At 62.9% G+C, this 23,821-nt stretch carries 24 protein-coding genes; 21 read left to right on the plus strand and 3 right to left on the minus strand.

The features are described from left to right. The first annotated feature begins 11 nt into the window (after positions 1-11). From AC3RCP_RS09980 to AC3RCP_RS09990, 3 genes are all read left to right on the plus strand, one after another. Positions 12-635, plus strand: coding sequence for a glutathione S-transferase family protein (locus AC3RCP_RS09980; protein WP_009042835.1), 624 nt, complete (start codon positions 12-14; stop codon positions 633-635). Positions 636-767: 132 nt separating this feature from the next. Further along, positions 768-1,700: an ABC transporter ATP-binding protein gene (locus AC3RCP_RS09985; protein WP_007931649.1), complete on the plus strand. Its 933-nt coding sequence runs from the start codon at positions 768-770 to the stop codon at positions 1,698-1,700. Next, positions 1,697-2,476 carry an ABC transporter permease gene (locus tag AC3RCP_RS09990; protein WP_007931651.1) on the plus strand — a complete coding sequence of 260 codons (780 nt, stop codon included), beginning with the start codon at positions 1,697-1,699 and terminating at the stop codon, positions 2,474-2,476. The genes AC3RCP_RS09985 and AC3RCP_RS09990 overlap by 4 nt, the downstream gene beginning before the upstream one ends. A 48-nt stretch (positions 2,477-2,524) precedes the next feature. Here AC3RCP_RS09990 and AC3RCP_RS09995 read toward each other — a convergent pair whose 3' ends face one another. Further along, the gene (locus AC3RCP_RS09995; protein ID WP_007931653.1) at positions 2,525-3,040 is read right to left on the minus strand and encodes a DUF2062 domain-containing protein; all 516 of its coding nucleotides are present in this window, start codon (positions 3,038-3,040) and stop codon (positions 2,525-2,527) included. Positions 3,041-3,188: 148 nt separating this feature from the next. On the opposite strand from AC3RCP_RS09995, the gene AC3RCP_RS10000 reads away from it, so the two are divergent. From AC3RCP_RS10000 to AC3RCP_RS10055, 12 genes are all read left to right on the plus strand, one after another. Beyond that, positions 3,189-5,420 (plus strand): DNA internalization-related competence protein ComEC/Rec2, encoded by a 2,232-nt coding sequence (locus AC3RCP_RS10000; protein WP_492571667.1) that lies wholly within the window; start codon positions 3,189-3,191, stop codon positions 5,418-5,420. A gap of 102 nt (positions 5,421-5,522) precedes the next feature. Further along, positions 5,523-6,158: a MotA/TolQ/ExbB proton channel family protein gene (locus AC3RCP_RS10005; protein ID WP_173679740.1), complete on the plus strand. Its 636-nt coding sequence runs from the start codon at positions 5,523-5,525 to the stop codon at positions 6,156-6,158. After that, positions 6,155-6,583 (plus strand): ExbD/TolR family protein, encoded by a 429-nt coding sequence (locus tag AC3RCP_RS10010; RefSeq protein ID WP_007931660.1) that lies wholly within the window; start codon positions 6,155-6,157, stop codon positions 6,581-6,583. The genes AC3RCP_RS10005 and AC3RCP_RS10010 overlap by 4 nt, the downstream gene beginning before the upstream one ends. Then, positions 6,583-7,593 carry a tetraacyldisaccharide 4'-kinase gene (gene lpxK / locus AC3RCP_RS10015; RefSeq protein WP_492571666.1) on the plus strand — a complete coding sequence of 337 codons (1,011 nt, stop codon included), beginning with the start codon at positions 6,583-6,585 and terminating at the stop codon, positions 7,591-7,593. Before AC3RCP_RS10010 ends, lpxK begins: the two co-directional genes overlap by 1 nt. Positions 7,594-7,615: 22 nt before the next feature. Then, on the plus strand, positions 7,616-7,801 hold the full coding sequence (locus tag AC3RCP_RS10020) for a Trm112 family protein (RefSeq protein WP_007931663.1): 186 nt from the start codon (positions 7,616-7,618) through the stop codon (positions 7,799-7,801). Then, on the plus strand, positions 7,798-8,562 hold the full coding sequence (gene kdsB / locus AC3RCP_RS10025) for a 3-deoxy-manno-octulosonate cytidylyltransferase (RefSeq protein WP_007931665.1): 765 nt from the start codon (positions 7,798-7,800) through the stop codon (positions 8,560-8,562). Before AC3RCP_RS10020 ends, kdsB begins: the two co-directional genes overlap by 4 nt. Further along, positions 8,562-9,026, plus strand: coding sequence for a low molecular weight protein-tyrosine-phosphatase (locus AC3RCP_RS10030; RefSeq protein ID WP_007931667.1), 465 nt, complete (start codon positions 8,562-8,564; stop codon positions 9,024-9,026). Before kdsB ends, AC3RCP_RS10030 begins: the two co-directional genes overlap by 1 nt. Then, entirely contained in the window at positions 9,023-10,042 is a 1,020-nt protein-coding gene (gene murB / locus AC3RCP_RS10035) for a UDP-N-acetylmuramate dehydrogenase (RefSeq protein WP_492571665.1), read from the plus strand. Before AC3RCP_RS10030 ends, murB begins: the two co-directional genes overlap by 4 nt. A 248-nt stretch (positions 10,043-10,290) precedes the next feature. After that, positions 10,291-10,761 carry a (2Fe-2S)-binding protein gene (locus tag AC3RCP_RS10040; protein ID WP_007931672.1) on the plus strand — a complete coding sequence of 157 codons (471 nt, stop codon included), beginning with the start codon at positions 10,291-10,293 and terminating at the stop codon, positions 10,759-10,761. Beyond that, positions 10,758-13,076 (plus strand): xanthine dehydrogenase family protein molybdopterin-binding subunit, encoded by a 2,319-nt coding sequence (locus AC3RCP_RS10045; protein WP_492571664.1) that lies wholly within the window; start codon positions 10,758-10,760, stop codon positions 13,074-13,076. The genes AC3RCP_RS10040 and AC3RCP_RS10045 overlap by 4 nt, the downstream gene beginning before the upstream one ends. Further along, entirely contained in the window at positions 13,076-14,071 is a 996-nt protein-coding gene (locus tag AC3RCP_RS10050) for an XdhC family protein (RefSeq protein WP_007931676.1), read from the plus strand. The genes AC3RCP_RS10045 and AC3RCP_RS10050 overlap by 1 nt, the downstream gene beginning before the upstream one ends. Then, entirely contained in the window at positions 14,068-14,661 is a 594-nt protein-coding gene (locus AC3RCP_RS10055; protein WP_492571663.1) for a nucleotidyltransferase family protein, read from the plus strand. The genes AC3RCP_RS10050 and AC3RCP_RS10055 overlap by 4 nt, the downstream gene beginning before the upstream one ends. A gap of 103 nt (positions 14,662-14,764) precedes the next feature. Here AC3RCP_RS10055 and rne read toward each other — a convergent pair whose 3' ends face one another. Further along, entirely contained in the window at positions 14,765-17,971 is a 3,207-nt protein-coding gene (gene rne / locus AC3RCP_RS10060) for a ribonuclease E (RefSeq protein WP_492571662.1), read from the minus strand. A gap of 716 nt (positions 17,972-18,687) precedes the next feature. Here rne and rluC point away from each other — a divergent pair. Genes rluC through sppA form a run of 3 tightly spaced genes read left to right on the plus strand, consistent with a single transcriptional unit; the run spans position 18,688 to position 21,304 of the window. Continuing rightward, positions 18,688-19,644, plus strand: coding sequence for a 23S rRNA pseudouridine(955/2504/2580) synthase RluC (gene rluC / locus AC3RCP_RS10065; RefSeq protein ID WP_101337226.1), 957 nt, complete (start codon positions 18,688-18,690; stop codon positions 19,642-19,644). Further along, positions 19,634-20,296 carry an HAD-IA family hydrolase gene (locus AC3RCP_RS10070; RefSeq protein ID WP_007928046.1) on the plus strand — a complete coding sequence of 221 codons (663 nt, stop codon included), beginning with the start codon at positions 19,634-19,636 and terminating at the stop codon, positions 20,294-20,296. Before rluC ends, AC3RCP_RS10070 begins: the two co-directional genes overlap by 11 nt. Positions 20,297-20,314: 18 nt before the next feature. Then, positions 20,315-21,304, plus strand: coding sequence for a signal peptide peptidase SppA (gene sppA, locus AC3RCP_RS10075; RefSeq protein WP_492571661.1), 990 nt, complete (start codon positions 20,315-20,317; stop codon positions 21,302-21,304). A 54-nt stretch (positions 21,305-21,358) separates the two neighbouring features. On the opposite strand, the gene AC3RCP_RS10080 is transcribed toward sppA, so the two are convergent. Continuing rightward, the gene (locus AC3RCP_RS10080; RefSeq protein ID WP_492571660.1) at positions 21,359-21,937 is read right to left on the minus strand and encodes a Maf family protein; all 579 of its coding nucleotides are present in this window, start codon (positions 21,935-21,937) and stop codon (positions 21,359-21,361) included. A 105-nt stretch (positions 21,938-22,042) separates the two neighbouring features. On the opposite strand from AC3RCP_RS10080, the gene AC3RCP_RS10085 reads away from it, so the two are divergent. The 3 genes from AC3RCP_RS10085 to plsX are packed head-to-tail and all read left to right on the plus strand — an operon-like array spanning position 22,043 to position 23,780. Then, complete coding sequence (locus AC3RCP_RS10085) at positions 22,043-22,570, plus strand: YceD family protein (protein ID WP_007928051.1); 528 nt, start codon at positions 22,043-22,045, stop codon at positions 22,568-22,570. A gap of 13 nt (positions 22,571-22,583) precedes the next feature. Continuing rightward, positions 22,584-22,766 carry a 50S ribosomal protein L32 gene (gene rpmF, locus AC3RCP_RS10090; RefSeq protein ID WP_003179396.1) on the plus strand — a complete coding sequence of 61 codons (183 nt, stop codon included), beginning with the start codon at positions 22,584-22,586 and terminating at the stop codon, positions 22,764-22,766. A gap of 3 nt (positions 22,767-22,769) precedes the next feature. Beyond that, positions 22,770-23,780, plus strand: a complete 1,011-nt coding sequence (gene plsX, locus AC3RCP_RS10095) for a phosphate acyltransferase PlsX (RefSeq protein ID WP_009042849.1) — start codon at positions 22,770-22,772, stop codon at positions 23,778-23,780. Positions 23,781-23,821 lie beyond the last annotated feature (41 nt).

The following is a 23,821-nucleotide window of genomic DNA, read 5'->3' on the forward strand; positions in this document are numbered from 1 at the left end:
GAGGAGCGGTCATGCTGAAGATCTGGGGTCGGAAAAACTCGTCGAATGTCAGGAAAGCATTGTGGTGCGCCGAAGAGCTCGGGCTGACCTACGAGGCGGTGGATGCCGGTGGTGCCTTCGGTGTGGTGGATACCCCGGAATATCGGGCGATGAATCCCAATGGGCGGATTCCGCTGATCGAGGACGACGGCTTTGTGCTGTGGGAGTCCAACACCATCGTGCGTTATCTCGCCGCGCGCCATGCCGCCGGCACGGCCTGGTACCCGAGCGATGTACAGGCGCGGGCTTCGGCCGAGAAGTGGATGGACTGGACCACCTCGACCTTCGCCGAACCCTTCCGGCACCTGTTCTGGGGTGTGCTGCGCACGCCGGCACAGCAGCAGGACTGGGACAAGATCAATGCCGCGCTGAACAGCTGCGGCGAACTGCTGGCCGTGGTCGACCAGGCCCTGGCCGAACATCCCTACCTGTCCGGCGAGGAAATCGGCATCGGCGATATCCCTCTGGGCAGCTTCATTTATGCCTGGTTCGAAATGCCCATCGAGCGCCCGCAATTGTCTAATCTGCAAGCCTGGTACGCCCGCCTGCAACAGCGTCCGGCCTACCGCAAGGCGGTGATGACTGCGTTGACTTAATACTGACTATCAATACGGGTGACTGTACTTGTGCGGCGTCGGCAAGCACCATTGGGTGTATCCGGCGCCGTTGCAATGCAGGCGGTCCGCCCTTACCTATAATGTTCTCCCTTCTTGGTGCGTAAATCCGATATGAGTTCCGCTCTGTCCATCCGGCAGCTAACCAAAACCTACGGCAACGGTTTCCAGGCCCTGAGTGGTATCGATCTGGATGTCGCCGAAGGTGACTTCTTCGCCTTGCTCGGCCCTAACGGTGCCGGCAAATCCACCACCATCGGCATCCTCTCGACCCTGGTGAACAAGACCAGCGGCACGGTGAATGTCTTCGGCCATGACCTGGATCGCGAGCCCGCCGCGCTCAAGCGCTGCATCGGCGTGGTGCCACAGGAATTCAACTTCAACCAGTTCGAGAAAACCTTCGATATCGTGGTGACCCAGGCCGGTTACTACGGTATCCCGACCAAGGTCGCCAAGGAGCGGGCCGAGCAGTACCTGACCCAGCTCGGCTTGTGGGACAAGCGCGATGTGCCGTCGCGCTCGCTGTCCGGCGGCATGAAGCGCCGCCTGATGATTGCCCGCGCCCTGGTGCACGAACCGCGCCTGTTGATCCTCGACGAACCGACTGCCGGCGTGGACATCGAGCTGCGCCGTTCGATGTGGACCTTCCTTACCGAGCTGAACCAGAAAGGCATCACCATCATCCTCACCACCCATTACCTGGAGGAGGCTGAGCAGCTGTGCCGCAATATCGGCATCATCGACCACGGCACCATCGTCGAGAACACCAGCATGCGCCAGCTGCTGAGCCAGCTGCATGTGGAAACCTTCCTGCTCGACCTGAAGACCGACCTGAAGGTGGCGCCGCAACTGATCGGTTATCCAAGCAAGCTGCTGGACAGCCACACCCTGGAAGTCCAGGTCGACAAAGCCGTGGGCATCACCGCGCTGTTCAGCCAGTTGGCCCAGCAGAACATCGAAGTGCTGAGCCTGCGTAACAAAACCAATCGCCTTGAGGAGCTGTTCGTGTCCCTGGTGGAGAAAAACCTGTCGAAGGTGGCGGTATGAGTTCCGAGCTACGGCCCAACCTTGTCGCGCTGAACACTATCGTCTATCGCGAAGTCCGGCGTTTTACCCGGATCTGGCCGCAGACCCTGCTGCCGCCGGCGATCACCATGGTTCTGTACTTCGTGATCTTCGGTAACCTGATCGGTCGGCAGATCGGCGACATGGGTGGTTTCACCTACATGGAGTACATCGTGCCGGGCCTGATCATGATGTCGGTGATCACCAACTCCTACGGCAACGTGGTCTCGAGTTTCTTCGGCAGCAAGTTCCAGCGCTCCATCGAGGAGTTGATGGTGTCGCCGGTGTCGCCGCACACCATCCTTATCGGCTACACCCTGGGCGGTGTCCTGCGGGGGTTGGCGGTGGGGGTGATCGTGACCCTGCTGTCGTTGTTCTTCACCCACCTGCAGGTGCATCACCTGGGCATCACCTTGCTGGTGGTGGTCCTCACCGCGACGATTTTTTCCCTGTTGGGCTTTATCAACGCGGTGTTCGCGCGCAACTTCGACGATATCTCGATCATCCCGACCTTCGTGCTGACCCCGCTGACCTACCTGGGCGGGGTGTTCTACTCCATCACCCTGCTGCCACCGTTCTGGCAGACGGTGTCGCTGGCCAACCCGGTGCTGCATATGGTCAACGCCTTCCGTTTCGGCATCCTCGGGGTTTCCGACATCCAGATCAGCGTGGCCATTACCTTCATGCTGGTGGCGACCGTGGTCCTGTACTTCGGTTGTGCCCGCCTGCTGGTCAGTGGTCGCGGCATGCGCCAGTAAGCCCGCGCAGAAACGACAACGGCCTCCCTCGGGAGGCCGTTTGCGTTTCTACAGTCGGCTCTGCTTGCGGCGGCGCCATTGCCGGCTGACCCACCAGCGCCAGTACAGCATGGTCAGGCAATAGGCGAGGGCGCCCAGCACCAGGCCAGCCACCAGCGAGCCCAGCAGGAAGGGTTGCCAGAGGGTCGAGAGTTCGCCGCTGATCCATTCCCAGGTCAGCTCGTCGGGCAGGGTCCGGGCGGGTACGTTCATCAACCAGGCACCGATCTGATAGGTGCAGAAGAACACCGGCGGCATGGTGATCGGATTGGTCAGCCAGACCAGGCTCACGGCAATCGGCATGTTGCCGCGCACGGAAATGGCCAGCACGGCTGCCAGCAGCATTTGCGCCGGGATCGGCATAAAGGCCGCGAACAGGCCGACCGCCATGGCGCGCGCCACGGAGTGCCGGTTGAGGTGCCAGAGGTTGGGGTCATGCAGCAACGTGCCAAGAAAGCGTAAGGACTTGTGTTCCCTGATGCTGGTCGGATCTGGCATGTAACGTTTGAATAGGCGCCGGGGCATAAGGCTTCTCGGTCAGTTCAAGCGGCAAGTATGCCCGGATTCTAGAAGGCGCCCATTCAGACTTTGTGACAAATGATAAAGCCGGCGCCCGGTCCGCTGAGCTAAGCCAAGGAGTGACAACACTCAAAAACTGCTCAAGGACGGGCTTATGCGCACAGGGATGCTGGCGTTGGCGGCGGGGCTTTTGTGCCTGCGCTTTTTGCCGGCGCTACCAGCGATCGGATGGCTGGCGGTGCTACCGGTAGTGGCCTTGATGCTGTTGCCGTTTCGCACCTATCCATTGGCCCTTTTTCTGTTGGGCCTGGCGTGGGCCTGCATCAGCGCGCAATCGGCGCTGGATGATCGTTTGGCGGAACCGCTCGACGGGCAGACTCGCTGGCTCGAAGGTCGAGTGGTGGGGCTGCCGCAGCAGGCCGAGGGGCTGGTGCGTTTCGAGCTGGAAGACGGGCGGGCGCGGCGCGGCCGGATCCCGCAACGCCTGCGCCTGGCCTGGTATGGCGGGCCGCCGGTGCACAGCGGCGAACGCTGGCGCCTGGCGGTGAAGCTCAAGCGACCTGCCGGCCTGGTCAATCTGCAAGCCTTTGATCATGAGGCCTGGTTGCTGGCCCAGCGCATCGGCGCCACGGGCACGGTCAAGGATGGGCAACTGCTGGTTGCCGCGGAGGGCGGCTGGCGCGCGCGCATTCGCCAGCGCTTGCTGCAAGTCGATGCCCACGGGCGCGCCGGCGGCCTGGCGGCCCTGGTACTGGGCGACGGCTCCGGGTTGAGCCAGGAAGACTGGCGTGTCTTGCAAGACACCGGGACCGTGCACCTGATGGTGATTTCCGGGCAGCACATCAGCTTGCTGGCCGCAGTGATGTACGCCCTGGTGGCGGGGCTGGCCCGCTACGGCCTGTGGCCCGGACGCTGGCCCTGGCTGCCCTGGGCCTGCGGGCTGGCATTCGCCTCGGCCCTGGGGTACGGGTTGCTGGCGGGGTTCGATGTGCCGGTGCGCCGTGCCTGTGTGATGGTGGCCCTGGTGCTGATCTGGCGCCTGCGCTTTCGCCACCTGGGTGCCTGGTGGCCGTTCTTGCTGGCATTGAATGCGGTGCTGTTGTTCGAGCCGCTGGCCAGCCTGCAGCCAGGCTTCTGGCTGTCCTTTACCGCGGTGGCGGTGCTGATCCTGATCTTTGGCGGGCGCCTGGGGGGCTGGCGCTGGTGGCAGTCCTGGACCCGTATTCAATGGTTGATCGCCATCGGCCTGTGCCCGGTGCTGCTGGCGCTGGGGTTGCCCATCAGTCTCAGCGGGCCGCTGGCCAATCTGCTGGCGGAACCCTGGATCAGCCTGCTGGTGCTGCCGCCGGCGTTGCTCGGCACCTTGTTGCTGGCGGTGCCTTACCTGGGCGAAGGTTTGCTCTGGCTGGCCGGTGGCTTGCTGGACCTGCTGTTCCGCGGCCTGACCCTGCTGGCTGCCCAGTGGCCGGCGTGGGTAGCGCCGGCCATACCGCTCTGGGCCTGGAGCATCAGCGCGCTGGGAGCCTTGCTGCTGTTGCTGCCTGCGGGCGTGCCGCTGCGTCCCTTGGGCTGGCCGATGCTGCTGTTGGTGGTGTTCCCGCCGAAAAACACGCTGCCATATGGCGAGGCGGAAGTCTGGCAGCTGGATGTCGGGCAGGGCCTGGCGGTGCTGGTACGGACTCGCGAGCACGCGATGCTGTATGACGCCGGTCCGCGTTTTGGCGATTCCGACCTGGGCGCGCGGGTGGTGCTGCCGTCCTTGCGCAAGCTGGGCGTCGCGCGCCTCGACCTGATGCTGCTCAGCCACGCCGATGCCGATCATGCCGGTGGCGCCGACGCCATTCAGCGCGGCTTGCCGGTGGCCAGGCTGGTCAGCGGCGATCCCGAGGGTTTGCCGGCATATTTACCGGCAGAGCCTTGCGCCAGCGGCGAGCAGTGGCAATGGGACGGGGTGCGTTTTTCCCTGTGGCAATGGGCGGGTGCGCAGAACGGTAACCAGAAGTCCTGCGTGATGCAGGTCGAGGCCCAGGGCGAGCGTTTGCTGCTGACGGGGGATATCGATGCCCTGGCCGAACGCGCCTTGCTGGATACCCCGCTGGCCGTCGAGACCCACTGGTTGCAGGCGCCGCACCACGGCAGTCGCAGCTCGTCGTCCGCGGCCCTGCTCAAGGCCCTTGCACCTTCGGCGGTGCTGATCTCCCGTGGGCACGGCAATGGGTTTGGGCATCCGCACCCGCAGGTCGTCGAACGTTATCGCCAGCAAGGGACCGCCATTTACGACAGTGCGGAGCAGGGAGCGCTGCGGCTGATGCTGGGCACTTACACCGAACCGACGAGCCTGCGGGCGCAGCGGCGCTTTTGGCGCAAATGGCCACTATCTCCTTAAATAACCGTGAGTTATTAAAGCCTGAAGGCATGCGACATCAGGTTCTTCGGTGCATTCGGCCCCTATGTTAGAGTGGCGCACTTTTTCGAGGGGACTGTCACTGTGTGGGAATTGGTCAAATCCGGCGGCTGGATGATGTTGCCGATCATTCTGAGTTCCATTGTCGCGGTCGGCATCATTGCCGAGCGTCTGTGGACCCTGCGGGCCAGCCGCGTTACCCCGCCTCATCTGCTGGGCCAGGTGTGGCGCTGGATCAAGGACAAACAGCTGAACAAGGACAAGCTCAAGGAGCTGCGCGCCCATTCGCCCCTGGGCGAGATCCTGGCCGCCGGCCTGGCCAACTCCAAGCATGGCCGCGAGGTCATGAAAGAGTGCATCGAGGAAGCCGCCGCCCGGGTCATCCACGAACTGGAGCGCTACCTCAATGCCCTCGGCACCATCGCCGCCATGGCCCCGCTGCTGGGCTTGCTGGGTACGGTGCTGGGCATGATCGATATTTTCAGCTCGTTCATGGGCTCGGGGATGACCACCAATGCCGCGGTGCTGGCCGGTGGTATTTCCAAGGCGTTGATCACCACCGCGTCCGGCCTGATGGTCGGTATTCCGGCAGTGTTCTTCCACCGTTTCCTGCAACGCCGGGTCGATGAGCTGGTGGTTGGCATGGAGCAGGAAGCCATCAAACTGGTCGAAGTGGTGCAGGGTGACCGCGACGTCGATCTGGCCGAGGGCAAAGCGTGAAATTCCGCCGCAAGCCACGGGAAACCATCGATATCAACCTCGCGTCGTTGATCGACGTGGTGTTTATCCTGCTGCTGTTTTTCGTCGTGACCACCACCTTTACCCGGGAAACCCAGTTGCGCGTCGAGTTGCCGGAGGCCGTCAGCGGCTCGCCGGCCGAAGACCAGCAGACCAAACAACTAGATATCGCCATCAGCGCCGACGGGGTGTTTTCGGTGAACAACCAGGTGCTGCCCAAGAGCGACCTGGCCAGCCTGATCGAAGCCTTGCAGAAGGAGTCGGCGGGCGACACCAACCTGCCGCTGTCCATCAGTGCCGACGGCAAGGCCCAGCACCAGGCCGTCATTACCGCGATGGACGCCGCCGGCAAGCTCGGTTTCAGCCATCTGCGCATGACCACCGTCGAGGCGGCGCCAGCACCCTGATGGCCATGTCCGATCGCTTGCTCGCTGCCTGGTACAACGGCCATCCCGCGCTGAAACTGCTGCAGCCCCTGGAGTGGCTCTATCGCCGGGTGGTGGTGCGCAAGCGCGAACGCTTCCTGGCCGGTGAGGGCAATGTTTACCAGCCGCCGGTGCCGCTGGTGGTGGTCGGCAATATCACCGTGGGCGGTACCGGCAAGACGCCGCTGATCCTGTGGCTGATCGAGCATTGCCAGCGCAGCGGGCTGCGGGTCGGCGTGGTCAGCCGTGGTTACGGCGCCAAGCCGCCGCAGTGGCCATGGCGGGTCGCCGCCGAGCAGAGCGCCGCAGTCGCCGGCGACGAGCCTTTGCTGATCGTCCAGCGCAGCGGCGTGCCGCTGATGATCGACCCCGATCGCAGTCGCGCCGTGCGGGCCCTGCTGGCCGCCGAACCGCTGGACCTGATTCTCTCCGACGACGGCATGCAGCATTACCGCATGGCCCGCGACCTCGAACTGGTGCTGATCGACGCCGCGCGCGGGCTGGGCAATCGGCGTTGCCTGCCGGCCGGGCCGCTGCGCGAGCCGGTCGAGCGCCTGCAAAGCGTCGACGCAGTGCTCTACAACGGCGCCAGCGACGATCGCGAGGATGGCTTCGCCTTTCGCCTGGTGCCCACCGCCCTGGTCAATCTGCAAAGCGGCGAACGTCGCGGGCTTGAGCACTTCGCGCCGGGGCAGGCATTGCACGCGGTGGCCGGTATCGGCAATCCGCAACGTTTCTTCACTACCCTTGAAACGCTACACTGGCAGCCTGTCCCGCATGCTTTCGCCGACCACGCCGAATACAGCGCGCAGGCGCTGAGTTTCACCCCGGCGTTGCCGCTGGTCATGACCGAAAAGGATGCGGTGAAGTGCCGCGCCTTCGCGGCTCCCGACTGGTGGTACCTGGCGGTGGATGCTGTGCCATCCCCGGCCTTCGTGGCCTGGTTCGATACGCAGCTGATGCGCCTGTTGCCCGCTCGTCTTCTGCCTTAACGCTTCTATCCAGGGAATTCTCATGGACACCAAATTGCTTGATATCCTCGCTTGCCCGATCTGCAAGGGACCGCTCAAGCTCAGCGCCGACAAGACCGAGCTGATCAGCAAGGGCGCCGGCCTGGCCTATCCGATTCGTGATGGCATCCCGGTCATGCTGGAAAGCGAAGCCCGCACCCTCAGTACCGACGAGCGCCTGGATAAATGACCACAGCCTTTACCGTTGTCATTCCAGCCCGATTCGCCTCCACCCGCCTGCCGGGTAAACCGCTGCAGATGATCGCCGGCAAGCCGATGATCCAGCACGTCTGGGAACAGGCCTGCAAGAGCGCCGCCCAGCGTGTGGTGGTAGCAACTGACGACGCGCGAATCGTCGAAGCCTGCCAGGGCTTCGGCGCCGAAGCGGTGTTGACCCGCGAGGACCACAACTCCGGGACCGATCGCCTGGCGGAAGTCGCCAGCCAGCTGGGCCTGGCCGCGGATGCCATCGTGGTCAATGTCCAGGGCGACGAGCCGTTGATCCCGCCGGCGGTGATCGACCAGGTGGCCGCCAACCTGGCCGCCCACACTGAAGCGAGCATGGCCACCCTGGCCGAGCCGATCGAGGACGTCGAGACCCTGTTCAACCCGAACGTGGTCAAGGTGGTCAGCGACATCAATGGTCTGGCGCTGACCTTCAGCCGCGCCACCTTGCCGTGGGCGCGCGACGCCTTTGCGAAGAATCGCGACCTGCTACCGGAAGGCGTGCCTTATCGCCGCCATATCGGCATCTATGCCTACCGCGCCGGCTTCCTGCATGACTTCGTCAGCTGGGGTCCGTGCTGGCTGGAGAACACCGAGTCGCTGGAGCAGTTGCGGGCCTTGTGGCACGGCGTGCGTATCCATGTCGCTGATGCCCTGGAAGCCCCGCCTGGTGGTGTCGATACCGCCGAAGACCTTGAGCGCGTTCGTCGCCTGCTGGAGGCCTGATGCGGGTTCTGTTTGTCTGCCTGGGCAATATCTGCCGTTCGCCGACGGCGGAGGGCGTACTGCGCCACAAGTTACGTGAAGCGGGGCTGGCCGACCGGGTCGAAGTCGCGTCCGCGGGGACCGGCGAATGGCACATCGGCAAGGCGCCGGACAAGCGCAGCCAGCGCGCGGCGCTGTTGCGCGGCTACGACCTGTCGGCCCAGCGCGCGCAGCAAGTCAGCAGCGCGGACTTTGCTCGCTACGACCTGATCCTGGCCATGGACGAGAGCAACCTGCGCAACCTCAAGGCGCTGCAGCCGGCCCAGGGCAAGGCCGAGCTGGACCTGTTCCTGCGCCGCTACGAGGCGGCGGTGGACGAAGTGCCGGATCCTTACTACGACGGTGAACAAGGTTTCGAGCAGGTGCTGGACCTGATCGAGTACGCCAGCGACCGGCTGGTGATCGAGCTGAAGGGGCGGCTATGAGCTTGCATCTGCAGTCCCAGGTTTCCCTCAAGCCTTTCAACACCTTCGGCGTCGATGTGCGCGCGCAGCTGTTCGCCGAGGCCCACAGCGACGCTGACGTGCGTGAGGCGCTGGCCTGTTCGGCGCAGCATCGACTGCCGCTGCTGGTGATTGGCGGCGGCAGCAACCTGCTGCTGACCGCGGATATTCCAGCGCTGGTCTTGCGCATGAGTACCCGCGGTATTCGTCTGCTGAGCGACGATGGCCAGCAGGTAGTAGTCGAAGCCGAAGCGGGTGAAACCTGGCATCCCTTCGTGCAGTGGACCTTGCAACAGGGCTTGTCCGGCCTGGAAAACCTCAGCCTGATTCCGGGGACTGTGGGCGCCGCACCGATGCAGAACATCGGTGCCTACGGAGTCGAGATCAAGGATGTGTTCGCCGGCCTCACCGCACTGGATCGGCAGAGCGGTGAGTTGCGCGATTTCAGCCTGGAAGAATGTCAGTTCGCCTACCGCGACAGCCTGTTCAAGCAAGAGGCCGGCCGCTGGCTGATTCTGCGGGTGCGTTTTGCCCTGGCCCGCAGCGAGCATCTGCATCTGGAATATGGCCCGGTGCGCCAGCGCTTGAGCGAGCAGGGCATCGAGCAGCCGACGGCCAGCGATGTCAGTCGCGCCATTTGCAGCATCCGCAGCGAAAAACTGCCGGACCCGGCGGTACTGGGCAATGCCGGCAGTTTCTTCAAGAACCCGGTGGTGTCCGCTGCGCTGGCGGCCGAGATCAGGCAGCGGCATGCGGGGCTGGTAGGTTATCTACAGGCGGACGGGCAGGTGAAGCTGGCCGCTGGCTGGTTGATCGAACAGGCGGGCTGGAAGGGCTTTCGCGATGGCGATGCCGGGGTGCATCGTTTGCAGTCGCTGGTGCTGGTCAACTATGGCGGTGCCACGGGCTTGCAGTTGTTAAGCCTGGCACGAAGGATCCAGCAGGATATTGCCGAGCGCTTCCATGTGCAGCTGGAGATGGAGCCCAATCTCTATTGAGCCTGTTGAGCTACGCTCAAGACGCGCCAGCAAAGCCTTGCACGGGTTCACACCCTGCAAGGCTTTTTTGTTAATTGCGGCTTAACTTAGCCTGCTAACAATGCAACTATTTGTACCCCCAAAGGCCCGGTGAAGACTCCCCGTCTTCATAAGAGAGCCCATTAGCCTGAGTCGATCTGCTCCTGCAAGTCGTTGTACTCAACGGCAGATTGCTCGACCCCATAAACGGAAAATATGCGGGCGTGCCCATGATTACCCTGAAACTCAACGGTCAAGATCACCCACTGGATGTCACCGAGGACATGCCGCTGCTCTGGGCTATCCGCGACGTGGCGGGCTACAACGGCACCAAGTTCGGTTGCGGCATGGGCCTGTGCGGCGCATGCACCATCCATATCGACGGCTCCCCGGCGCGCAGTTGCATCACGCCGATCGGCTCGGTGGTCGGGCAGAATGTCAGCACCATCGACAACCTGCACAGCGACCCGGTCGGCAAAGTCGTGCAGCAGGCCTGGCTGGACAGCGCGGTGGCCCAGTGCGGCTACTGCCAGGGCGGGCAGATCATGTCGGCCACTGCCTTGCTCAAGGTCAACCCCAACCCCAGCGACGAACAGATCGAGGCCGCCATGGTTGGCAACATCTGCCGCTGTGGCACCTACAACCGGATCAAGACGGCGATCCGCCAGGCCTCCACCCACCTGAAGGAGGCCAAGGCATGAGCCAGCTGCCGAATGATTTTGCCCTGAGCAACCTCAGCCGCCGCGGTTTTCTCAAAGGCGTCGGAGCTACCGGCGCACTGGTACTGGCGGCCAGCTGGGGCTGGCAGGACGCTTTCGCCGAAGAGAAGAAGTTCGGTGCCGACGGCATGCCCAACGGTTGGGTCGATGACCCCAAGGTGTACGTGAGCATCGCCGCCGATGGCAGTGTGACCGTGCTCTGCAACCGTTCGGAAATGGGCCAGGGCGTGCGTACCAGCCTGAGCATGGTGGTCGCTGACGAACTGGAGGCCGACTGGGCCTTGGTGAAGGTCAGGCAGGCGCCGGGCGACGAGGCGCTGTTCGGTAACCAGGACACCGACGGTTCGCGCAGCATGCGCCATTGGTACGAGCCGATGCGGCGCTGCGGTGCGGCGGCGCGGACCATGCTCGAGCAGGCGGCGGCCGAGCAGTGGAAAGTCCCGCTGGCCGAGTGCCGGGCGCAGTTGCATAAAGTGGTCCACCAGCCGAGCGGCCGTGAACTGGGCTATGGTGCCCTGGCCGCCGCGGCGAGCGCCCTGGCGGTGCCGGCCCGCGACAGCCTGCGTCTGAAGCAACCCAGCGAATTCCGCTACATCGGCAAGGAGGGCACCCGCGCCATCGACGGTGCGGACATCGTCAATGGTCAGGCGGTCTACGGCGCCGACGTGCATTTCGACGGCATGCTCTTCGCGACGGTTGCGCGCCCACGGGTCTATGGCGGCAAGGTCAAATCCTTCGATGGCAGCGCGGCGCTGAAGGTGCCGGGCGTGATCAAGGTGGTGCAGATCGACAGTCGCCCGCTGCCTTCCGAGTTTCAGCCGCTGGGTGGTGTGGCGGTGATCGCCAGCAATACCTGGGCGGCGATCAAGGGCCGCGATGCGTTGAAGATCGAGTGGGACGATGGCGTCAACGCCGGCTACGACTCGATTGCCTACCGCAAGGAACTGGAAGCCGCGGCGCTCAAGCCCGGCAAGGTAGTACGCAGCACCGGCAATATCGACGACGCCATGGGCAGCGCCGACAGCAGCCTGGAGGCCTCCTACTACCTGCCGCACCTGGCGCAGGCGCCGATGGAACCGATGGTCGCCGTGGCGCGCTTCAAGGACGGCCAGTGCGAAGCCTGGGCTCCGAGCCAGGCGCCACAGGTGACCCGCGAACGTATTGCCGAGCGCCTGGGCATTCCCTTCGACAAGGTGACGGTCAACATCACCTTGCTCGGCGGTGGCTTCGGGCGTAAATCCAAGCCCGACTTCATTCTCGAGGCGGCGATTCTCGCCAAGGAAGTGCCGGGCAAGGCCGTGCGGGTGCAATGGACCCGCGAAGACGACATTCACAACTCCTACTTCCACACCGTGTCGGCGGAATACCTCAAGGCCAGCCTGAACAAGGACGGCATGCCGTCCGGCTGGCTGCACCGCACCGTGGCGCCGAGCATCACCGCGCTGTTCGCCCCGGGCATGAACCATGAGGCCGCCTTCGAACTGGGCATGGGCTTTACCAACCTGGCCTATGCGATTCCCAACGTGCGCCTGGAAAACCCCGAGGCCGCTGCGCATACCCGGGTTGGCTGGTATCGCTCGGTGTCGAACATCCCCCACGGTTTCGCCATCCAGAGCTTTGTCGACGAACTGGCCCATAAGGCGGGCCAGGACCCGTTGAAGTACCAGCTCAAACTGCTCGGGCCGGATCGCCGGATCGATCCACGGACCTTGAGCGAAGAGTGGAACTACGGTGAGTCGCCGGAGCGTTACCCGATCGACACCGCCCGTATGCGTGGCGTGCTGGAGACCGCGGCCAAGGCGGCGGGCTGGGGCCGCAGCCTGCCCAAGGGCCGCGGCCTGGGGCTGGCGGTGCATTACAGTTTCGTCACTTACGTGGCGGCGGTGATCGAAGTCGAGGTCAAGGATGATGGCACCTTGATCGTGCACAAGGCCGATATCGCCGTGGACTGCGGTCCGCAGATCAATCCCGAGCGTATCCGCTCGCAGTTCGAGGGCGCCTGTGTGATGGGCCTGGGCAATGCGGTGGTGGGCGAGATCAGCTTCAAGGACGGCAAGGTCCAGCAGGACAACTTCCATATGTATGAAGTGGCGCGCATGTCCCTGGCGCCGAAGGAAGTCGCCGTGCACCTGGTGACGCCACCAGGCGATGTGCCGCTGGGCGGTGTCGGTGAGCCGGGCGTGCCGCCGATCGCGCCGGCCCTGTGTAACGCGATCTTTGCCGCCACCGGCAAGCGCATTCGCAACCTGCCAGTGCGTTACCAACTGCAGGGCTGGCAACAGGCGGGCAAGGCCTGATGGACAGCGTTGATCTGAATGTCCTGCGCAGCGTGCTGGAATGGCGCCGTGCGGGGCAGCGCGTGACCTTGTACAGCGTGGTCCAGACCTGGGGTAGCGCGCCGCGGCCACCGGGGGCCATGCTGGCTTTGCGCGAAGACGGCATGGTGATCGGCTCGGTCTCGGGCGGTTGCATCGAGGACGACCTGATCGCCCGTTTGCACGATGGCCGCCTGCCTCTGGACGGGCCGCCGGTGCAACTGGTGACCTATGGCGTGAGCCGCGAGGAGGCCGCGCGTTTTGGCCTGCCGTGCGGCGGCACCTTGCGCCTGACCGAGGAGCGGGTTGGCGATCCGGGCTGGGTCGCGGAACTGCTGGCTCGTTGCGAGGCGCATGAAATCGTCGCCCGGGAGTTGAACCTGAGCAGCGGTGAAGTGCTGCTAAAGCCGGCCAGCAAGACCGACGTGCTGAGCTTCGATGACACCACCCTGCGGGCGATCTATGGCCCGCGCTGGCGGCTGTTGCTGATCGGCGCCGGGCAGTTGTCGCGGTATGTGGCAGAAATGGCGCGGCTGCTGGACTTCGAAGTACTGATCTGCGATCCGCGTAAGGAGTTTGTCTACGGCTGGGAAGAGCAGCACGGGCGTTTTGTGCCGGGAATGCCGGACGATGCGGTGCTGAATATCGAGACCGACGAGCGTACAGCCATTGTCGCGCTGACCCATGACCCCCGGCTGGATGACATGGCGCTGTTGACCGCGCTCAATTCCCGGGCGTTTTACGTCGGGGCGCTGGGCTCTCGGGTCAACAGTCAGAAGCGTCGGGAGAATCTGACCCAGCTGGGGCTGGAGCCGCAGGCCATCGAACGCCTGCACGGGCCCATCGGCCTGCATATCGGCAGCCATACACCGGCGGAGATTGCCCTGTCGGTGATGTCGGAGATCGTCGCCATCAAGAACGGCATCGACCTGTTGCAGAAAAAGCCGCCTCAAGTCACTGCGCAGGTGAGCGCGTGAGCGAGTCGCTGTGCGCGGTCATCCTGGCCGCGGGGCAGGGCAGCCGTTATCGGCAGGCGGCGGGGGGCGGGCAAGACAAGTTGCTGGCTCCATGCCTGGGACGAGACGCGGTGATCAGGCCGGTAGTCGAGCAGGTCCTGAGGAGTTTGCCCGAACTGCTGACCCGTAGAGTCCTGGTGACAACGCCGGACCGTACCGAGGTGATTGCCTTGGCTGAAGCCTATGGCTGCCAGGTGGTGCTTCTGGATTCGCCGGGCATGGGCGACAGCCTCGCGGCCGCCGTCGCAGCCTGTGCCGATGCCAGTGGCTGGCTGGTGGTGCTGGGGGACATGCCCTTTATCCTGCCGTCGAGTATCGAGAGCGTGCTGCAAGGGCTGAGCGAGCAAATGATCCGGGTGCCTGTTTATAAGGGGACCTATGGTCACCCGGTGGCTTTTGGCGCGGCCTTTGGGCAGGCGTTGCAGGGCCTGACCGGGGATCGAGGAGCCAGGCCGCTGTTTGCCGTGGGGCAGGTCGTCGAGGTGGAACTGACGGATGCAGGCGTGTTGTGGGATGTGGATACGCCGCAGGCGTTGGTTTTTAGCGGTTGAGATCGCTGGGCTCGCTTTCGCGGCGAAGATGTTGATCGAAGAATTGCAGGCATGAAAAAGCCCCGCCTGGGTGACCAGGCGGGGCTTTTTATCGGGCTAGGAATCAGACGAGGGGTTTAGGCTCGTGCTCTTCTTCCTGGGCCTTGGGCTTGTGCTCTACCACTTCTTCGACGGAGCGCGGGGCTTCGTCGGCGGCAGGCGCAGGTTGCTCGATGGCCAGTTCGGCAGCAGGAGCTACCTCGACCGCCTCGGCAACCACCGGCGCAGGCTCGGCGGCCACTACGGCTTCTACCGGAGCTTCAGCGGCAGCAGCGGCAGCCAGTTCGGCTTCCTTCTGCAGACGCTCGGCTTCGCGCTTGCGACGACGCACTTCACGCGGGTCGTTTGGCGCGCGACCGGTGCTGGTCAGGGCGCTGGCCGGAGCGGCCTCGACAACCGGTGCAGCCACTTCGGCGACAGGTGCCTCGACCGGCGCTGCCGGTGCGGCAGCCACAGGCTCGGCAACTACAGGTTCAGCAGCCACGACTGCTTCAGCCACAACTTCTGCGACTGGTGCAGGCGCTTCGGCAACGATCGCCTCGGCGGCACGCTCGAAGGCACGAGGCGCTTCCTGGGCTGGCTCTGCCGCTGGTGCTTCGGCGACTGGCGCTTCGACCACTGGCTCGGCAACGACTGCAGGTTGTTCTGCAACAATTGCAGGTTGCGCAGCCTGTTCTTCGTGCTGTTCTTCACGAACCTGGGCGACTTCAACAGCAGGTGCTGCTGGAATCTCTACCGCAGTGGTGGCCTCGACGACCGGTGCTTCGACGGTCGGTGCGGCTTCCTGGACGGTAGCAGTGGCACGTTCGGCCTGCTCGTGAGCCTGGGCTTCGGCCGGGGCGCTGATCACGGTGCTGGCAACGGCAGCGGTTACCGCCAGGCCTGCGGCCAGATCGGCGCTGCTTGGCTCTTCGCTGTTTTCTTCCGAACCTTCGATCACATTGCCGTTGGCGTCACGCTGACGCTCACGACGGTTGCTGCGACGACGCTGGCCACGGGAGCGGCGGCGCGGACGATCGCCCTCGGCGTTCTCCTGACCGTCTTCCTGCAGTTGCTCTTCGTTCGGCAGCAGCTCTTCTTCAGCTACGGCAGCGGCCTGTTCGGCGCGAGGTTGGCGCTCTTCACGCGGTGGGCGCGGTTGACGCTCTTCGCGTGGCTGACGAGCCGGGCGTTCTTCGGCGGCAGCGGCAGGAGCAGCGTCCAGCGGTTCGCGCAGTTCACGCACGCGTTCTTCGCGCTCGCCGCGTGGCTTGCGGTCTTCACGTGGTGGGCGTGGTTGACGCTCTTCCCGTGGCGGACGTGGCGCGCGCTCTTCGCGAGCGGTGGCCTGGACTTCCTCGCGAGCCTCGCGGACTTCGCGTGGCTGACGCTCTTCGCGGGCTTCGCGCGGTGCGCGCTCTTCACGAGGGGCGCGTTCTTCGCGTGGCTTGCGCTCTTCGTCGCGGCGACCGTTGCGATTGCGGCTCTGCTGACGACCGTTGCGGCGTTCTTCGTTGCGCGCAGGACGCTCGGTGGCCGGCTTTTCAACCACGACCGGAGCGGCTGGCTCTTCCTTGGTGGCGAACAGGCTGACCAGGGATTTCACCAGGCCTTTGAACAGGCTTGGCTCGGCAACGGCGGCCGGAGCGGCAACCGGGGCGGCGGCCACTTCGGTTGGAACCGGTGCGTTGGCGCGGGCTGGAGCGGTCTTGACGGCGGCTTCCTGGCGAACCAGGGTGCGGGTCGCGGCGGCTGGCTGGACTTCTTCGGCTTCGGCAGCGGCAGCGGCGATTTCGTAGCTGGACTGGTTGATGCCGGCTTCCGGGCTGTCATCACGCAGACGCTGGACTTCGAAGTGCGGCGTTTCGAGATGGTCGTTCGGCAGAATGACGATACGAGCACGGGTGCGCAGTTCGATCTTGGTGATCGAGTTGCGTTTTTCGTTGAGCAGGAAGGCCGCGACCGGAATCGGCACTTGGGCGCGAACTTCGGCGGTGCGGTCTTTCAGGGCTTCTTCTTCGATCAGGCGCAGGATCGCCAGCGACAGCGATTCGACGTCGCGGATGATGCCGGTGCCGTTGCAGCGTGGGCAGACGATGCCGCTGCTTTCGCCGAGGGATGGACGCAGGCGCTGGCGGGACATTTCCAGCAGGCCGAAGCGCGAGATACGACCGACCTGGACGCGAGCGCGGTCGGCTTCCAGGCATTCACGGACTTTCTCTTCCACGGCGCGCTGGTTCTTGGCCGGGGTCATGTCGATGAAGTCGATGACGATCAGGCCGCCGATGTCACGCAGGCGCAGCTGGCGAGCGATTTCTTCCGCTGCTTCCAGGTTGGTCTGCAGGGCGGTTTCCTCGATGTCGCTGCCTTTGGTGGCGCGCGCCGAGTTGATGTCGATGGACACCAGGGCTTCGGTCGGATCGATAACGATGGAGCCGCCGGAAGGCAGTTCGACGACGCGCTGGAAGGCGGTTTCGATCTGGCTTTCGATCTGGAAACGGTTGAACAGCGGAACGCTGTCTTCGTACAGCTTGATCTTGCTGGCGTACTGCGGCATCACCTGGCGGATGAAGGTCAGGGCTTCGTCCTGGGCTTCAACGCTGTCGATCAGCACTTCGCCGATGTCCTGGCGCAGGTAGTCACGGATGGCGCGGATGATCACGTTGCTTTCCTGGTAGATCAGGAAAGGCGCTGCGCGGTCCAGCGAGGCTTCTTTGATGGCGGTCCAGAGTTGCAGCAGGTAGTCGAGGTCCCACTGCATTTCTTCGCTGCTGCGGCCCAGGCCGGCAGTGCGAACGATCAGGCCCATGTCGGCAGGGGCGACCAGGCCGTTCAAGGCTTCGCGCAGTTCGTTGCGCTCTTCGCCTTCGATGCGACGGGAGATGCCGCCGGCACGCGGGTTGTTCGGCATCAGCACCAGGTAACGACCGGCCAGGCTGATGAAGGTGGTCAGGGCAGCGCCCTTGTTGCCACGTTCTTCTTTTTCGACCTGAACGATGACTTCCTGGCCTTCGCTCAGGACGTCCTTGATATTGACGCGGCCTTCGGGAGCTTTCTTGAAGTATTCGCGGGAGATTTCTTTGAGGGGCAGGAAGCCGTGGCGCTCAGAGCCGAAATCGACAAAGGCAGCCTCGAGGCTTGGTTCGATGCGAGTGATACGGCCTTTATAGATGTTGGCCTTCTTCTGCTCGCGTGCACCGGATTCGATGTCCAGGTCGTAGAGGCGTTGGCCATCTACCAGTGCAACACGCAACTCTTCGGGTTGAGTTGCGTTAATCAGCATTCTTTTCATGTAGTACCGTCGGTTTCCGGGCTGCCGGAAACGGCGTTCGGCACACACGACTTCTCACGGTCGGTGTCAGGTGCGTCAGGAGCGGTTGGCCGCTCCAGTGTCTAGCGAAATCCGGCCAGTTGGGGCGAACTCGCGACTCACGCGTCCTGCTTGCTGGGGTGACAAAAGGCACCTCTTAAGCAAAAGCTCAATCAGGAGGAGGAATCAACCGGCGACTGTGGACGAGATGAAGCGTCTTGATAAAGCCTAATGCTACACAGTCCGACGGTTGTGCATCTCCACCCTACACGTATCCCTGATAATTCGGGTGCTGCCGCGCGCAGAATCCGCAGCGGGTTGGCATTTACCGTGAGCTCCGAAAGGGGAGCTCACGCATCATGGCTAATTTAGGCGGTGTTTCCGAAGCGCTCGCTCGGGTTCGTTCGTAGCTGACTGCACTTTGTGAACTGGCCGTGAATATTTGCTCGAAAGGCGAGTGGAAACTCTGCTTTTCGGCGTGCTTCAGGCCTCATGTCACCTGCGCTTGTTACAACTGCAAAACTCCACCGTTCGTAGCGAAAGCCCCGTAGGACGGCCTCGCATCCTGGTGAATTGCGTTGGTCAGGGCCGGCTGTTGGCCGTTTGTCCGCTGTCCAGGCCGCTTTTGGCGGCGTTCGCGACTATAGCAGTAATCATTAAGTGCTTCAATTCCATAAAAAATTGTTATCATTTGCGCCATGACGACTAATGCCCCCTCGACCCCAGGCGTTCAACTGCTTGAGGTCTCGCCGGAATATGCCGGCCAACGAATCGACAATTTCCTCCTCGCTCGGCTCAAAGGCGTGCCCAAGACCTTGATTTACCGCATTTTGCGCAAAGGCGAAGTGCGGGTGAACAAGGGCCGGATCAAGCCCGAATACAAGCTGCAGGCGGGCGATATCGTGCGCGTGCCGCCGGTGCGCGTGCCGGAGCGTGACGAACCCGTGCCCGTGGCGCAGGGTTTGTTGCAGCGCCTGGAGGCTTCGATTGTCTATGAAGACAAAGCCCTGATCGTGATCAACAAGCCCGCCGGCATCGCTGTGCATGGCGGCAGCGGCCTGAATTTCGGGGTGATCGAAGCCTTTCGTCAGTTGCGCCCGGACGCCAAGGAGCTGGAGCTGGTCCATCGCCTCGACCGCGATACTTCCGGCCTGCTGATGATTGCCAAGAAACGCAGCATGCTGCGTCATTTGCATGAAGCCTTGCGCGGCGATGGTGTCGACAAACGCTACATGGCGCTGGTGCGCGGCAACTGGGCGACCTCGATCAAGCAGGTCCGTGCGCCGCTGCTCAAGAGCAACCTGCGTTCCGGCGAGCGCATGGTCGAAGTGAACGAAGAGGGTAAGGAGGCCTTGACCGTGTTCAAGGTGCTGCGCCGCTTCGGTGACTTTGCCACCATGGTCGAAGCCAAACCGGTGACCGGTCGTACTCACCAGATCCGTGTGCATACCCTGCATGCTGGGCATTGCATTGCCGGCGACAGCAAGTATGGCGATGACGATTTCACCAAGGAAATCCGTGACCTGGGCGGTAAGCGCCTGTTTCTGCATGCCTACATGCTGACCGTGCCGTTGCCCGATGGCGGCGAGCTGAAATTGCAGGCGCCGGTGGATGAAATGTGGGCCAAGACCGTGGAGCGCCTGAGTGCACCCTGATTACAAGCTGCTGATCTTTGATTGGGACGGCACCCTGGCAGACTCCATTGGTCGGATAGTCGAGGCCATGCATGTGGCCTCCGATCGCTCGGGGTTTGCCCGGTGCGACGATTTTGCGGTCAAGGGCATTATCGGCCTGGGATTGCCAGAGGCGATCCGCACGCTGTATCCGCACATCAGCGATGCCGAGCTGGTAGATTTTCGCCAGCATTATGCCGATCACTACATCGCTCTCGAGGCCGAGCCTTCTCCGTTGTTTGCCGGGGTGGTGCAGTCTCTCGAAGCTTTCCGGGGCGAGGGATATCATCTGGCGGTAGCGACCGGTAAGGCGCGGCGTGGCCTGGATCGGGTGTTGAAGGCGCATGGCTGGGAAGATTATTTCGACATCACCCGCGCTGCCGACGAAACCGCGAGCAAGCCTCATCCGCTGATGCTCGAGCAGATCCTGGCGCATTGCGAGGTGCGCCCCGAGCAGGCGTTGATGGTCGGGGATTCCTCTTTCGACCTGCTGATGGCGCGTAACGCGGGCATGGCATCGGTTGCGGTCGGTTATGGTGCGCAATCGCTGGAAGTCTTGCAGGCTTACGAGCCGCGCCTGTCTATCGATAGTTTTCCTCAATTGCATGCCTGGCTCGGCCAGCGGGGCAATTGAGTCTTTTGGGGTAAAAGCATGAGCGACGAATGGAAAGCGCCGAGTAAATCGGCTGCCGACAGTGCTGACGACAAGAGCTGGAAGCTGCTGGAAAAGACCCTGCTGGCCGGTGTGCAAGAGCAGCGGCGTTCGCGGCGCTGGGGGATTTTCTTCAAGCTCCTGACCTTTGTTTATCTGCTTGTGGCCCTGGCGCTGTTTACGCCGTTGATGGATATGGAAAAAACCGCCACCCGCGGGGCCGGTTACACGGCGTTGATCGAGGTGACGGGCGTGATCGCGGACAAGGAGTCGGCGAGCGCCGACAACATCGTGACCGGCTTGCGTGCGGCTTTCGAGGACTCGAAGGTCAAAGGCATTGTGCTGCGTATCAACAGTCCTGGCGGTAGCCCGGTACAGTCGGGTTATGTCTATGACGAAATCCGTCGCCTGCGTGGCTTGCATCCGGATATCAAGGTGTATGCAGTGATTTCCGACCTGGGGGCTTCCGGCGCCTACTACATTGCAAGCGCTGCCGATCAGATTTATGCCGACAAGGCGAGCCTGGTCGGTTCCATTGGGGTTACGGCGGCCGGTTATGGTTTCGTCGGCACCATGGAGAAGCTGGGTGTGGAGCGTCGTACCTACACCTCGGGTGAGCACAAGTCGTTCCTGGACCCGTTCCAGCCGCAGAAGCCCGAGGAAACCCAGTTCTGGCAGGGCGTGCTGGATACCACTCATCGCCAGTTCATCGCCAGCGTCAAGCAGGGGCGTGGCGAGCGTCTCAAGGATAAGGATCATCCGGAGCTGTTCTCCGGCCTGGTCTGGTCCGGCGAGCAGGCGCTGCAACTGGGCTTGATCGATGGGCTGGGGAGTGCCAGCTCGGTTGCCCGGGATGTGGTCGGCGAGAAGGAGTTGGTGGATTTCACCGTGCAGGAGTCGCCTTTCGATCGCTTCTCGAAAAAGCTGGGTGCCAGTGTTGCCGAGCATCTGGCCATGTGGATGGGCTTTCAGGGGCCGACAGTGCGTTGATTGCGCTGTTTTAAAAAAAGCCGGCCCTATGGCCGGCTTTTTTAGTGTGGGTGGTCAGGGGATTTCCACGCTTTCGGCGAGCAGCATGTCTACCAGGCGGATCAGCGGCAGGCCGATCAGGCTGCTGGCGTCGCTGCCCTCGGTGCTGCGGAACAGGCTGATGCCCAGGCCCTCGGCCTTGAAGCTGCCGGCACAGTCATAAGGCTGTTCGGCGTGCAGGTAGCGTTCGATGCGGGCAGGGCTCAGCTCGCGCATATGCACGGTGAAGGGTATGCAGTCGACCTGGCAGTGGCCGCTCTTGCTGTTGAGCAGCGCCAGGCCGGTGAGAAAGGTCACGCTGGCGCCGCTGGCGGCGAGCAATTGCTCGCGCGCCTTTTCGAACGTGTGGGGCTTGCCGATGATGCGCTCGCCGAGCACTGCAACCTGGTCCGAGCCAATGATCAAGTGTCCCGGGTGGGTGATGGCCAGTGCTCGGGCTTTCTCTTCGGCGAGGCGCTTGACCAGGCCGCTGGCGGATTCCCCGGGGCGGTGGCTTTCGTCGATATCTGGAGAGCTGCAGGTGAATGGCAGGCGCAGGCGGGTCAGCAATTCGCGCCGGTAGGCCGAGCTTGAGGCAAGTAATAAAGGCAGCATGCGCATCTCCTGAGGCTGGCCGCGAATTCTAGCGGGGCTTGCAAGTGACGGACAGGGCTGAATTTCCTTTGACATGGCCGGGGGCATCCCTATAATGCTGCGCCTATGTTGAATGACCCGATTCCACCTCACGTTGACCCGCGCAAATTGGCTGACCGTGGCACCACCCTTCAAGGTGAACTGCTGCTGGCCGATTTGAAGAGACTCTGCGACCCGCTTTCCGACGATGTCGGTACGGTGCAGGCTAAATTCGTTTTTGAACGAGATGAACGTAAATCTGTGGTGATCCACAGCTTTATCGACACTGAAGTCAAAATGGTTTGCCAGCGTTGTCTTGAGCTGGTCACCCTGCCGATCCACAGCGAATGCAGTTACGCTGTGGTGAAGGAGGGTGCGAATACCCAGTCGTTGCCGAAAGGTTATGACGTGCTGGAACTGGGCGAAGATCCTTTGGATCTGCAGGCTTTGATCGAGGAGGAGCTTTTGCTCGCCTTGCCCATCGTGCCTGCTCATCATCCGGAAGAATGCCAGCAGCCGGCGGGTCTCGATGAGCCCGAACCGAGCGAGGACGAGGTAACGCGGTCCAACCCGTTCAGTGTATTGGCGCAGTTAAAGCGTGACCCAAACGTTTAGGAGTTAATCAATTATGGCTGTTCAGCAGAACAAAAAATCCCGCTCTGCCCGTGACATGCGTCGTTCGCACGACGCTCTCGAGGCTAGCACCCTGTCCGTAGAAAAGACCACTGGTGAAGTTCACCTGCGTCACCACGTATCGCCAGAAGGCGTATACCGTGGTCGTAAAGTGATCGACAAGGGCGCTGACGAGTAATCCTTGTCCGCTCAAGTCATCGCGATTGACGCAATGGGCGGGGACTTCGGTCCCCGCAGCATTGTTCAGGCCAGCCTTGCTTGCCTATCTGCCACCCCCTCGCTGCACCTGGCCCTTGTCGGCCAACCTTTCCTTTTAGAAGAACTGATTTCCGGTCATTCGGCTGTGGATCGCGCGCGCCTGACGGTTGTGCCCGCCGCAGAAGTCATTGGCATGGATGAAAAACCTTCCCAGGCTCTGCGTGGCAAGCCGGACTCCTCCATGCGGGTGGCGTTAGAGCTGCTGCGTGATGGCAAGGCCCAGGCCTGTGTCAGCGCCGGCAATACCGGTGCGCTGATGGCGTTGTCGCGTTATGTGTTGAAAACCCTTCCGGGCATCGATCGTCCGGCGATGGTGGCGGCTATTCCAACCCAGCGCGGCTATTGCCAACTGCTGGATCTGGGGGCAAACGTCGATTGCAGCGCTGAGCACCTGTTCCAGTTCGCGGTCATGGGGTCGGTGGCAGCCGAGACGCTGGGGGTCGTTCGTCCGCGAGTGGCGTTGCTCAATATCGGTACTGAAGACATCAAGGGCAATCAGCAGGTCAAGCTGGCAGCTAGCCTGCTGCAGAATGCCCGGGGTCTGAATTACATCGGTTTTGTCGAGGGCGACGGGTTGTATCGCGGCGAGGCGGACGTGGTGGTGTGCGACGGTTTTGTCGGCAACATCCTGCTCAAGTCCAGCGAGGGGCTGGCGACCATGATTGCCGCGCGCATCGAATCCCTGTTCAAGCAAAACGCGGTTTCCCGTGTGGTCGGTGCTCTGGCGCTGCCGCTGATGCGGCGTCTGCAGGCCGATCTGGCGCCGGCGCGACACAATGGCGCGAGTTTTCTCGGCTTGCAGGGAATAGTCGTGAAAAGCCACGGTTCGGCAGGGGTTCAGGGTTTCCAGAGTGCGATTCAACGGGCGTTGATCGAGATCCAGGAAAACCTCCCGGAGCGCCTGCATGGGCGGCTCGAAGATCTGTTGCTTTAGGCGTTTGCACTCGGAAATGCTTAAATGTGACCGCTCAGTTC

The organism is Pseudomonas sp. GW822-FHT05A08, from assembly GCF_058800485.1.

Coding starts and splice junctions, on each gene's coding strand:
- AC3RCP_RS09980 (WP_009042835.1), top strand. CDS start 12: ATGCTGAAGATCTGGGGTCGGAAAAACTCGTCGAATGTCAGGAAAGCA.
- AC3RCP_RS09985 (WP_007931649.1), top strand. CDS start 768: ATGAGTTCCGCTCTGTCCATCCGGCAGCTAACCAAAACCTACGGCAAC.
- AC3RCP_RS09990 (WP_007931651.1), top strand. CDS start 1,697: ATGAGTTCCGAGCTACGGCCCAACCTTGTCGCGCTGAACACTATCGTC.
- AC3RCP_RS09995 (WP_007931653.1), bottom strand. CDS start 3,040: ATGCCCCGGCGCCTATTCAAACGTTACATGCCAGATCCGACCAGCATC.
- AC3RCP_RS10000 (WP_492571667.1), top strand. CDS start 3,189: ATGCGCACAGGGATGCTGGCGTTGGCGGCGGGGCTTTTGTGCCTGCGC.
- lpxK (WP_492571666.1), top strand. CDS start 6,583: ATGGCCATGTCCGATCGCTTGCTCGCTGCCTGGTACAACGGCCATCCC.
- AC3RCP_RS10020 (WP_007931663.1), top strand. CDS start 7,616: ATGGACACCAAATTGCTTGATATCCTCGCTTGCCCGATCTGCAAGGGA.
- kdsB (WP_007931665.1), top strand. CDS start 7,798: ATGACCACAGCCTTTACCGTTGTCATTCCAGCCCGATTCGCCTCCACC.
- AC3RCP_RS10030 (WP_007931667.1), top strand. CDS start 8,562: ATGCGGGTTCTGTTTGTCTGCCTGGGCAATATCTGCCGTTCGCCGACG.
- murB (WP_492571665.1), top strand. CDS start 9,023: ATGAGCTTGCATCTGCAGTCCCAGGTTTCCCTCAAGCCTTTCAACACC.
- AC3RCP_RS10040 (WP_007931672.1), top strand. CDS start 10,291: ATGATTACCCTGAAACTCAACGGTCAAGATCACCCACTGGATGTCACC.
- AC3RCP_RS10045 (WP_492571664.1), top strand. CDS start 10,758: ATGAGCCAGCTGCCGAATGATTTTGCCCTGAGCAACCTCAGCCGCCGC.
- AC3RCP_RS10050 (WP_007931676.1), top strand. CDS start 13,076: ATGGACAGCGTTGATCTGAATGTCCTGCGCAGCGTGCTGGAATGGCGC.
- rne (WP_492571662.1), bottom strand. CDS start 17,971: ATGAAAAGAATGCTGATTAACGCAACTCAACCCGAAGAGTTGCGTGTT.
- rluC (WP_101337226.1), top strand. CDS start 18,688: ATGACGACTAATGCCCCCTCGACCCCAGGCGTTCAACTGCTTGAGGTC.
- sppA (WP_492571661.1), top strand. CDS start 20,315: ATGAGCGACGAATGGAAAGCGCCGAGTAAATCGGCTGCCGACAGTGCT.
- AC3RCP_RS10080 (WP_492571660.1), bottom strand. CDS start 21,937: ATGCTGCCTTTATTACTTGCCTCAAGCTCGGCCTACCGGCGCGAATTG.
- AC3RCP_RS10085 (WP_007928051.1), top strand. CDS start 22,043: ATGTTGAATGACCCGATTCCACCTCACGTTGACCCGCGCAAATTGGCT.
- rpmF (WP_003179396.1), top strand. CDS start 22,584: ATGGCTGTTCAGCAGAACAAAAAATCCCGCTCTGCCCGTGACATGCGT.